General features: G+C 65.6%; 8 protein-coding genes. 1 reads left to right on the forward strand and 7 read right to left on the reverse strand.

Annotated features, from left to right (window positions below; translation table 11 throughout):
• Positions 1–307: 307 nt before the first annotated feature.
• The gene (locus ATO4_RS17615) at positions 308–1,489 is read right to left on the reverse strand and encodes a hypothetical protein (protein ID WP_083592851.1); all 1,182 of its coding nucleotides are present in this window, start codon (positions 1,487–1,489) and stop codon (positions 308–310) included.
• Between the two features lie 467 nt (positions 1,490–1,956).
• Positions 1,957–3,285, reverse strand: coding sequence for a glycosyltransferase family 1 protein (locus ATO4_RS17620; protein WP_083592852.1), 1,329 nt, complete (start codon positions 3,283–3,285; stop codon positions 1,957–1,959).
• A gap of 380 nt (positions 3,286–3,665) precedes the next feature.
• Here ATO4_RS17620 and ATO4_RS17625 point away from each other — a divergent pair, with 380 nt between their 5' ends.
• On the forward strand, positions 3,666–4,727 hold the full coding sequence (locus ATO4_RS17625; RefSeq protein ID WP_083592853.1) for a hypothetical protein: 1,062 nt from the start codon (positions 3,666–3,668) through the stop codon (positions 4,725–4,727).
• A gap of 137 nt (positions 4,728–4,864) precedes the next feature.
• Here ATO4_RS17625 and ATO4_RS17630 read toward each other — a convergent pair whose 3' ends face one another.
• The 5 genes from ATO4_RS17630 to ATO4_RS28110 form a co-directional block, all read right to left on the reverse strand.
• A complete protein-coding gene (locus tag ATO4_RS17630) occupies positions 4,865–6,187 on the reverse strand; it encodes a glycosyltransferase family 1 protein (RefSeq protein WP_176223045.1) in 1,323 nt (440 codons plus the stop codon).
• A gap of 115 nt (positions 6,188–6,302) precedes the next feature.
• Positions 6,303–7,121, reverse strand: coding sequence for an ABC transporter ATP-binding protein (locus ATO4_RS17635; RefSeq protein WP_083592855.1), 819 nt, complete (start codon positions 7,119–7,121; stop codon positions 6,303–6,305).
• Entirely contained in the window at positions 7,118–8,590 is a 1,473-nt protein-coding gene (locus ATO4_RS17640) for a hypothetical protein (RefSeq protein ID WP_176223046.1), read from the reverse strand. Before ATO4_RS17640 ends, ATO4_RS17635 begins: the two co-directional genes overlap by 4 nt.
• 259 nt (positions 8,591–8,849) lie before the next feature.
• On the reverse strand, positions 8,850–9,704 hold the full coding sequence (locus tag ATO4_RS17645) for an ABC transporter permease (RefSeq protein ID WP_083592857.1): 855 nt from the start codon (positions 9,702–9,704) through the stop codon (positions 8,850–8,852).
• A gap of 261 nt (positions 9,705–9,965) precedes the next feature.
• On the reverse strand, positions 9,966–10,287 hold a 322-nt coding region (locus ATO4_RS28110; protein WP_210191093.1), incomplete at its 5' end, for a hypothetical protein.

Raw genomic sequence — 10,287 nt, forward strand, 5'->3', positions numbered from 1 at the left:
GGCTGCACGCCTCCAGCACGGCCGTCGGCCTGGCGGGTCTGTGGTGACGCGGGATTCGTTTGTCGAGACTGTCGCTGCCGTGCCACACGCCGTCTGCCCGCATGCGGCCGGGACCAGGGCCAGACCCGGTCTGCCGGGCCGGCGGCCCGCACCGGCGGTAGAAGGGGCAGCCGAACGGGCGGGCCAGGCAGGCACCAATTCTGCCTGCCCATGGGCAAGATGCGAAGATCCTGCCATGGCGCTCGTTGCTGCCGGCACGCGCCGCCTCGGCCGTTGGCTTGCCCGTCGCGGACGGGCATGCCGCCGCTCAGGATTCGTTGTGGTTGAGGTGTTCCCGGCCGCCGATCATCAGCATCCAGACGACGACGAAGAGCATCAGCGACAGGACGATGACGGTGATGATCATGCGAAGCCGGTCCGGCTCCGTGGATTCGTCGGCAAGGTTCGGCTTGACGATGGTTTCCAGATAGATCCGCTGGCGCTTGGCCTCGAGCCGGGCCTGGTCGATCGCCCGCGATGCCACGGACACCGCCTGATTGGCGATCTCCTTGCGCAAAGTGAGGTTCTCGAAGTCGGAAATCTGGTTGGACAGAGAGCCGTCCGTCCCTGTCAGCTTGGCGCTTTCCGTCTCGATCTGGTCCTCCAGGACCAGCGCCTTGGTCTTCAGCGAGGCGAGGCCGGGATTGTTGGGCGAGACCCGCGTCTGCTGTTCGATCTCCGCTCGGGTGCGCGCCAGTTCCCCGGTCAGTCCGGCAATGACGCTCGCCGTCGGGCCTGCCTCGCCCTGGATGTCGAGAAATCTCTGCTGGTTGCGGAACGTCGTCAACTTCTCGTTGGCCTCGAGGAGGCGGGCCTCCGCCTGGGTGAGAAATTCGTTGGCATTGGCGACCGCGTCGTTCTCGGCCCGCTGGTTCATGCGGTTGGCCAGTTGCTCGCCCAGCCTCAGCAACTCTTGGGCGACCGCCCGGGAATCCTCCGGCGTGTAGAGCTGCACGTTCAGCACGCTGATGCCGGTGGTCTCCTCCCGCATCGCTTCGACGTGGCCGAGATAGCAGTCGTAGAGCGTTTCGAAGCTGTGCTGCGACCAGGACTTGTAGCACCTCGAGATCGGGTCGACGCCGTCGCGATTGAGAAAGGTCTCCATCGGCAGGGTCTTCATCAGATCGTGCAGCGCATCCCGGGACAGCATGTAGCTCTGGACCGCATAGCTGTCGTCGTCGGCGCGGGTGATGCCGAAGGTCCGCAGGATCGAGGACAGGCCGCTGACGTCCTGGGTGGAGGCGCTGCGGACGAGGAAGCGGCTTTCCGACACGTAGCGGTCCGAGGCGATGAAGCCGTAGAACAGGATCGCGACGCAGACGGGGATGACGACGACCGCGAGGAAGATCAGCCGGCCGAGGCTGAACGACTGCCGCCACGAGACCTTCCGGGCTTTGCCGCGGCCCGGGATCTTCGCCTTCAGATCATCGAATGTCGTCAGCGCAGACACGCGTCAGCCTCTCCTCGAACCGGTCGTCCGGAACCCCCGTCTGCATACGCCTGTGGACCCGGCAGGGCAAATGGGGCAGCCGCAAGACGCAGTCCCGTCGACCGGCTTCCCGGAAGTCTCCCCACTGGGGCATTTGACCCGAAGGTCATGGCCAGCACCTCTCGCGCAGAGCCGTCTCGCTGCAGAAGGACGATCATCGAAATGGTCCGTCGTGAGGGGCCATCACGATGAACGGCGACGGCGAGTGGCCTCGATTTCGGGCAGCTCTCGCAATCCACCGTCTTGTCCTGGTGACGTGCTGGTCCCTCCACCGTTCTCCCCGCAACTGCGACCTCATTCCGGCAAGATTGCGGCTCCTGCGCAAGGCATCGAGGAGGCCGCTGACCGAGCCGGTTCGCACCTCGTCGCGGCAGGGGGCGTTTCCTTTCCGGTCGAGGCTGCGGCCAGGGGGTCGCGATCGCCGCGTCTCAGAGCAGCCCGTCATAGACCGCGGTCATGCGCTCGGTGAAGCGCTCCGGCGAGAACAGGGATGCCTGGACCGGCCCGCGCTTCTTCAGCTCCTCGCGCAGATCGCCATCCTGGTCGATGGTGCGGATGGCCCGCGTGATGGAGACCGGGTCGTACGGATCGACCAGCAGTCCGGCCTCGCCGACGACTTCGGGAAGGGAGCTGGAATTGGCCGAGATCACCGGCGTTCCGAGCAGCATCGCCTCCAGCGCCGGCAGGCCGAAGCCTTCGTATAGCGACGGAAACAGCAGCGCCCGGGCGTTCTCGATCAGGCTGAGCACCTGCGTGAACGGCAGATAGGACAGGTGGATGATCCGCTCGGTGAGCTTGGAGGGTCCTCCGTCGAGCCCGACCGGCGGGCGCTCCTGCACCCGCTGCAGCTTCTCGACGATCCGCTCGAAGCCCCAGCCGAACTTGCCGACGATGACGAGGGGATGGTCGGAGCCGGCGGCGAGATAGGCGTCGATCAGCCGCTCGAGGTTCTTCTTCGGCTCCAGCGCTCCGACGAAGATGAAGTATTTCTGCGGGGTCAGTCCGAAGGCCGCAACCTCGCGCGCCTTCTCCTCGCCGGAGCGTCGGAGATATTCGGCGGGCAGCGACACCGCCTGATAGGTGTTGACGACCCGGTCCTCGGGAACGTCGAAATAGTGGAGAAAGTCGCGGCGGGAGTTTTCCGACACGGTGACGATCCGGTCGGCCCCTTCGGCGATGGCGCTCAGGGTCTTGTGGAACGCCCGCTTATTGTCGAGGGTCATGTGCGGCAGGCGGAGCGGCACCAGGTCGTGCACGGTATAGACGTTGGGACAGTCCTTCACCTCGATCGCGGCCGGATGCGTCGCGTGGAACAGCCGCGGCTGGCGCAGCGGCTTCACCGTCAGACGACGGCCGTAGCGTAGGAGGTGCTGGTCGGCGCGCAGGAACAGCATCTCGATCGCCATGCGCCTGCCGAAGCCGTGGAGCCCCGGAAAGACGCTGCGGTCGGCGACGAGATCGGTTTCCGCGACCTCCCGCGCCTCGAGCGCCATGGGCGGCACCGTGAGATAGCGGAACGCGCGCCGATAGCGCCGCAACCGGGTGATGCGCGGACCCTGGCGGTTCGACATGTCGTAGAGCTGCAGCTCGTTCCACTCCGGGCGATCGCGGCTCAGCCGGAACTCCGTATCGAACAGGAGATCGAGTTCGTAGCCCATGCCTCGCAGCGTGTCGGCGAGATTGCGGGCATAGGAGGCGATGCCGGTGCCTTGGCTCAGGGCGAGGTTGCGGCCCTCGATCAAAACCGGTGCTGTCATGGGATGTCCGAACGCTGGATGAGAATGCGGTGTGAAGGAGGAACCGGACTGTCGATCATCCGGGCGATGTCTGCCAGGGATCGGGCGTTGAGGCACGTGGAAGCCGCCTCCGCCCGGGACCCTGCTGCGATTGCTCGTTCTGGCATGTCCTGCTCGAAACCGGCTTCCATCTTCGGATCATGCTCGTCGATCCACTGAACCCGATCGCAGGGAACGTCGAAGAGCGATATCGCATTCGCGGCTGTCCAGCGCAAACCATTTGGGTTTGACCTCCCGTCCGCGATGCGCGATGCATCCGGCTTGATTCGGCGCCGGTCCCGGATGTCGCGCCGCCGTGCCGTCGCCGTCGCGAGCGCCGTCTGTCAACAGGGCATTCCGCCATGCTGTTTCTGCTATCCGGAGCGCCGGCGATCTTCGGCTTCTTCGGGTTCAACACGGTTCGCGCCATCGCCGAGGCGAAGTTTGCGAAAGTCGACATCGCCCGGACGCACTCCCTGGAAAGCCTCTACGAGGCGTTCCAGAACCGTCAGGGAGACGCCTTCGTCGTCCAGGTGCTGTTTCAAGACGAGCGCGTCGCGCAGCTGATGCGACGCACGCAGACCAAGCTCGTGATCTTCGACAGTTCGCTGACGGACATCTTCTGCTTCGGCATGCGGAACGAGCACACCAAATTCCCGATCGCCCTGCGGCTTGCCACGCTGAGCATCGCGAGCCAGGTCCTGATGTCGGACGTGGCGAGCGTCGTCCGCTACGAACGCCCGACACCGGAATCGCGGCTGCTTTCGCTGATCCAGTCGCTGGTTCTGTTCTACGGCCTTGAGCCCGAGCCGGAACTGATCGAGAAGGTCGCGAAGGCACTCTCGGTCGATTCCCTGACGTCGCGCACGACCGTGGAAGAGGGAATGTCGGCCAACTTTCCCGGCCGGATTTCCAGTGAGACGGTCCTGTCACGCCTTTCGCATGAGCAGAGGACGATCGTCGCACGGCTCGACGAAGCCTATGGCCAACTCATCGCGTCGGGCGGCACGAAGACGATCGCCTGGCCGGTCGAGGCGCTGTCGCTTCTCGACACCCAGGAAGTGGTGCAGGCGCCCTTTCCCCTCGTCGGTCCGGCCCGCACCCTCGTCAGCGGGCCCAACCTGCATCTGCCAGCGGGCAGATGGTTGATGGAGATTGTCTTCGGTATCGAGGAGAACGGGTCGGGAAACCGGCTGAAGATCGAGGTGAAGGAGGCCCGCAGGCCCCGCGGCAAGCAGGAGATCGATCTGCCGAAGCGCGGCCGGCTGGCGGTCACCATCGCCTTCGAGGTCGAGGAAACGAAGCATGCCGTCGGTATCGAGATCGCGACGATGGAGGGCGCGATCGAGGGGATGCTCTCGGTCGAATCCATGCGGCTCCGCCGCATCGGGGCGCCGGTCCTGCAGCCTGCGACGGAAGCCTGAGGGCAATGGCTCGGGCGATGCGTCACGCCGTGGCGAACGTCGCGGCCTGAGGACGCGCCAACCCTGTGGGGCCGAGCGTTGCGGTTCAACACGGGCGGGCTGTGCGGCCGCCTCCCGCAGCGGTTACCGGCCGGCGATCACCGGTCTTGGCCGGACAGGCCGGCGATCGCCGCCATCGCCCGCTCGACATGGGCGTCCCACCGCATCGGCTCGTAACCCCTTGCCCGGTCTGCCCATTGCGAGCGGAGCGGACTGTCCTTGGCCGTCATCGCGACGATGGCCTTGACCCAGGCGAGGCCGTCGATGGGGTCGATCAGCAGGGCGCGTCCGTCGGCGATCTCGCGGTGCACGACGATGTCGGAGGCGATCGCCGGTGTGGCAAGAGCGAGAGCCTCGGCGACGGGCAGGCTGAAGCCTTCGACGAGAGACGGCGCGAGAAGCGCCCGCGCCCCTTTCAGAAGCGCCGAAAGTCCCAGGTCCGACAGATCCGCCACTTCGACGAGATGCGGGCCGAGTTCGGTCGATCGCTCGAGGATGTCGACGATGTTCTCGTTCTCCCACCCCCGACGCCCTACCAGGACGAGCTTCGGGGCCGCGGGGCCGAGTGCCTCGACGACGCCGCGCCAGACATTGAACAGGAAATTCAGGTTCTTGCGCGGCTCGATCGTTCCGACGCAGACGAAATAGGGCCGCTCGGGCGCCGCCGGTTCAGGCGTTCCGTTGCCGATGAACCATCGGTCGACACCGAGATGCACCACCGTGATCGGTGGAACGCGCCAGGCCTGCGCCTGCATGTAGCGGGTGACCGCGATTTCGGTGGCGCTGGAGTTGACGATGAGGAGGCTGGCGCGCGTCGAAACGGTCTGAAGGCGCGCATGGTGGCGAGCCGCCGAGCCGGGCGAGCAGAATTCGGGATAGTCGACCGGAATGGCATCGTGGATGAGAAAGACCGAGGGCATGGCGTTGGCGGCGAGCCAGGCGAAGCGAGCGGGCTTGTCGAGCTGGGTGTGGGAGCCGTGGAAATAGCACCGGTCCGCGCCCCGCGTCTCGGCAAGGCTGCGGCGCATCAGGCGCGGCGCCCCGGCGATCTGGCGAAAGGGGAACTGCAGGCTCTTGGCGGCCACCTGCCGCCGGCTCTGGCGTTTCAGCCGGCGGGCGCCGCTCTGGCGCGGATCGGCGGGCCGGTCGATCGCGTCCTTCAGTTCCATGTAGAACGGGTCGTCGGCGGCGCTGGCGCGGTCGCGCAGCCAGCCGGCCTCGATCCTGGCGAGATGCGCCCGCATGGTGTCCGTCGGTATCGCGCCGGTCGCCAGCGGCGTCGTGATCACCGGGACGACGGGGCCGTATCTCTGCTTGGCGACCAGTTCCTCGGCATAGGCGTATTCGACCCGATCAATGCCCGTCGGCGCGCCTCTCAGAAGGCGGGACGAGATCCGGGTGAGATCGAGAAAGACCGGCATGGGCGATACTCTCGCGGTTGGGGCCGCCCTGGTGGCGCGCGTTTCGGCAGGAGAAGACCGCGCACGGCTCGTGCCGGCCATGCCATCCGGGCGGTGGCAGGCGGCAGGTTTGGCCTCAGAGCGTGGCGGTGAGGTCGAGGGCGAATTCGAGGTCCTCGAAGAGGCGACCGCGGCCGCGCTTCAAGACGAGGGCCTTGGAGCAGTATTCGAGGATGGTCTGGCGATGATGACTGACGAGGATCATCGAGCAATGGCCGCGCCGGCCGAACAGGGCCTCGCGGCATTTCTTCTGGAACCTCGCATCGCCAACGCCCATGACCTCGTCGATGAGATAACAGTCGAAGTCGACGGCCATGGTCAGGGCGAAACTCAGCCGCATCTTCATGCCGGCGGAGTAGGTCTTGACCGGATAGCGGATGTATTTCCCGAGTTCGGCGAAATCTTCGACGAAGTCGATCATGTCGCCGACCGGCCGATTGTAGACACGGGCGATGAAGCGGATGTTGTCGAGGCCGCTCATCGCGGCATGGACGCCGCCGCCGCCGAAGGAGAGCGGCCAGGACATGGACATGCCCCGATGGACGAAGCCGCTGTCCGGCTGCTCGACGCCGCCGATCAGCTTGACGAGCGTTGACTTCCCGGCTCCGTTCTTGCCGAGGACGGCGATCTTCTCGCCAGGGCCGATGTCGAAGCTGATGCCGTCGAGGACGCGGACCTTGCCCGCTTCACCTTCATAGGACTTGATCAGGTCGTGGATGATGACCGAGTCCTCGCCGGCGGTTCTCGCAACGGCAGCGGAGGCGACGACGCGCTCACCTTCGAGAGAGCGGGTGCGCTTCTTCGAAGCTGCGGCGCCGACGGTGCCGGCTGCAGGTTTGTCGACGGCCCCGCGGACCGCGTCGCCTTCGGCCTGCCGTGTCAGCCCGGTGCTCATGCGGAATGTTCCATCGCTTCCCGGATGCCGGTCCGGGTGATCCGATAGAGGGCGTAGCCGATCACCGCAACCAGAGCCGTCCAGTAGAGCGGCTCCGGGAAGGACGGCCGATCCGGCAGGTTCGGAACGCTGATGGTCTGCAGATACAGGCGGTTGACGAAAGCCTCCTGCCGGGCCTCCTCGAGGGAGGTATAGGCATGGGTGAGGGCCTGGATCGCGAGATCGCGTTCGAGCGAGAGATTTTCGTAGGCCGACAGCTTGGGGGCGAGCGAGGTGTCGGAGCCGGCGAGCTCCAGGCGGATCTTGTCGACCTGCGCCGCCACCGCGTTGCGCTGTTCGCTCAGACTCGCCAGCCGCGGGTTCTTCGGCGCGGACGCCCGGAGCTGGGCAATCTCGGTATCGATCGTGGTGAGCTGCTGGGAAAGACTCGTCATCAGCTCGATCTGGCTCGACGACTGGACGTTCGGATCGAGGATGCTCTCCGAGTTGCGAAACGCCGTCATCCGCTTCTGGATCTCGCGGACGCGGTCCTCGCTTTCGGTCACGACGTTTTCCGCGAACGCGATCGCATCCCTCGTGGCCCGCTCGTTCATCCGGTTGATCAGCGCCTCGGCCTCCTTGAGCAGCGCGTTCACGAGTTCCCGGGCGTCCTCGGGCGTGAAGGCGGTAACCGAAAGGTTCGAGATGCCGGTATCGGGATTGATCGTGACCTCGACGGAATCGCGCAGGGCCTCGTAGAGGCCTTCGCGCGTCTCGTCGTAGAAGATCCCCGGATAGGCGCTGAGGAGGTCCGCCGAGGGGTGCATCAGCTTGGCCTCGAGATCGACGTCCTTGGCCAGATGCTCCGCCGCATCGCGGGACTGGAAATAGACGATGATCGCCTCGCTCGACTGATCCGACCGGGCGAGGCCGGGGATCGACGAGCCGCCGGCAAGGGCCGCTCCACCCTTGCTGATGATGTAGGTCGCCTCGGAGGTGTAGCGGTTGGCGGCAAAGAACCCGAAATAGACGCCGACGACGAGCGCTGGAAGCACGACCATGGCGAGGAACAGCCAGGGCGGCTTGCGGCCCGAGGGCTCTGCGACTGCGATCCCGTCCAGCTGGCGCACCTGGCCAGCCGATTCCGGCATGATCTCGTGGCTCTCGTCCGCCGGCACGCGCAGGGACGAACCGGCCGAGCCGGAAAGGCCAACCGGATGCACCGGTGAAATGCCTGCCAGAGATGAAGGCGGGACTTCGAGCGTGACATCGGCCGTCCGGTTGTCCGCCGCGCGTCCGCGATCGGGAAACAGCTTCGGATCGGCCCGGTGCTGCACGTCGCCGCCGGCGGCGGTTCTGCCGGCGGCCTTCATGCGCTGCACAGGCGGCTGATCGGCGTCGTCTCTGCGCCGGAACGGCTGAAAGTCGAGGGACTCGATCGCCGCAAGAGCCGTCCCCACCCGCGGAAGCGCGGTCTTGATCCTCGACAAGGCACCCTGTCCCCGCCGATCCAGCTGTTCAGGTCGACCATGGCCGAGGCGGTCGCTCCGCGACCCTGTATCGGCGGGTTGCTTTCCTGGCGCGCGATGCTCGCCGGATCCCGGCGGCGAGACCTGCGGCGGGTTCGTCGAACGGCCATGGGGGGCTGCCGCCGCGGCCGCCGGACGCTGCTGAGCCTTGGGACCCGACCCCGCCGGCGTCACGATCTGCTTGCGACCCAGGCGCCTGGCAAAAGTGGACATCGCTGCCTTAACCGACATGAAAGTTGCGCTCGGCCCGTTTCAGTGTCCACAATCCGATGGTGAGCGTGACGATGCCGCACAAGAACAAATACCATGGATCATAGTAGAATTTCAGGGTCGGCCCAAGGAAGCCGGCGCGGAACATCTCCATGGCGTGGACCATGGGAAACAGCAGCACGAACTCCCGGGCTTTCTCCGGAAGCCAGGACGCCATGCTGAAAGCGCCGGTCAGAGGCAGCGTGAAATACATCACCGGCTGTATCATCCGCTCGACCGGCTTCGACATCTCGGTGATGCCGCCGATGATCATGATGAGGCCCCCGACGAAAAGCGACATCAGCAGCCAACCGCAAATCATCAACAGCGGGTCGTAGACCATGCCCACGATCCCTAGCAGATAGAGCAGCAGGTAGCAGAACAGGAATGAAATGAAGGTGCTGACCGTCTCCATCAAGATCATCGCCAGGACCGTATCGATGACGCGGACGTTCTGGTGAAACAACAGGCCGACATTGAGCCGCAGGCAGTGCGTGCCTCGGGAGATGATGTGTCGCCAGAGCGTCAGCATCGAATAGCCTGTCAAAGTGAAGGCCACCACGGAGACGCCATGCGTCACGGTGCCCTTCATGAGCGACCACAGAACGATGACGCCGGCGATGAGGATGATCGGCTCGACGATCAGCCAGAGGAAGCCGATGTTCTCGCGGCCGTACCGGCTCATCATGTCGCGGATCATCAGCGCCCTTATCACGCGCCATTGCGTGCCGAGGCGATACAGAAAACGATCAAGTCGCTGCCGTCGTTCGGTGAGCTTCGCTGCACGCCCCGGCCGTCCGAAGTCTCGATCCGTTGCAACCGTCATCGGTCTTCACCTCGAATCTTCCCTTGCCAAGGCCCCGTCGGGGTCAGGCAACCGGGCAATCCTGCCCTGCAATTACCCGCTTCAGACCGGCTTCGGCAAGCATCGAACCCGAGCACCGCTTCTACCATCACACACGGTGCCCGATACGCAAGGCTTGTGCCGTTTTTGTGGTGACGGCCTCGGGCTTCGTCCCGCCGGCAGCGGCGCTGCATTTTCCCGCCCGAGGCGCGGCGGCTGTGGCAAAAAGCCAACATGGGCCGATCAAACCGAACGCCGCCGTGCCGGAAATCCCGCGCCGTTTACCCTCGACGGCCCGCGCTGTGGCAGAACGTCCGGCACGCGCTGCTTCGTCGGCGGCTTCGTCTCATGCCATCGCCCGCTGGTCGGACCGATGGGGGCGGGTTTGCGACGCTTGCGAGGATCGGCGATCGCTTCGCCGGCCCGCGGGATCATGAAGCCTCGGCGCGGGACCCGGTATCTGCAGCGGGTCGGAAGGATCGGCATGGAGACACATTCGATGATGGCGACGCAACTGGCGCAAACCGAAACCTGCCGGACGACCTTGCCTTGCGGCGCGGCGGGG

It is taken from the genome of Aurantimonas sp. 22II-16-19i, assembly GCF_002088275.1.
In the GTDB taxonomy this organism is placed as follows: Bacteria; Pseudomonadota; Alphaproteobacteria; order Rhizobiales; family Rhizobiaceae; genus Jiella.

Excerpts from the sequence above, each read along its gene's own strand:
- ATO4_RS17635 (WP_083592855.1), bottom strand. The coding sequence starts at position 7,121 with ATGAGCACCGGGCTGACACGGCAGGCCGAAGGCGACGCGGTCCGCGGG.
- ATO4_RS17620 (WP_083592852.1), bottom strand. The coding sequence starts at position 3,285 with ATGACAGCACCGGTTTTGATCGAGGGCCGCAACCTCGCCCTGAGCCAA.
- ATO4_RS17630 (WP_176223045.1), bottom strand. The coding sequence starts at position 6,187 with ATGCCGGTCTTTCTCGATCTCACCCGGATCTCGTCCCGCCTTCTGAGA.
- ATO4_RS17645 (WP_083592857.1), bottom strand. The coding sequence starts at position 9,704 with ATGACGGTTGCAACGGATCGAGACTTCGGACGGCCGGGGCGTGCAGCG.
- ATO4_RS17625 (WP_083592853.1), top strand. The coding sequence starts at position 3,666 with ATGCTGTTTCTGCTATCCGGAGCGCCGGCGATCTTCGGCTTCTTCGGG.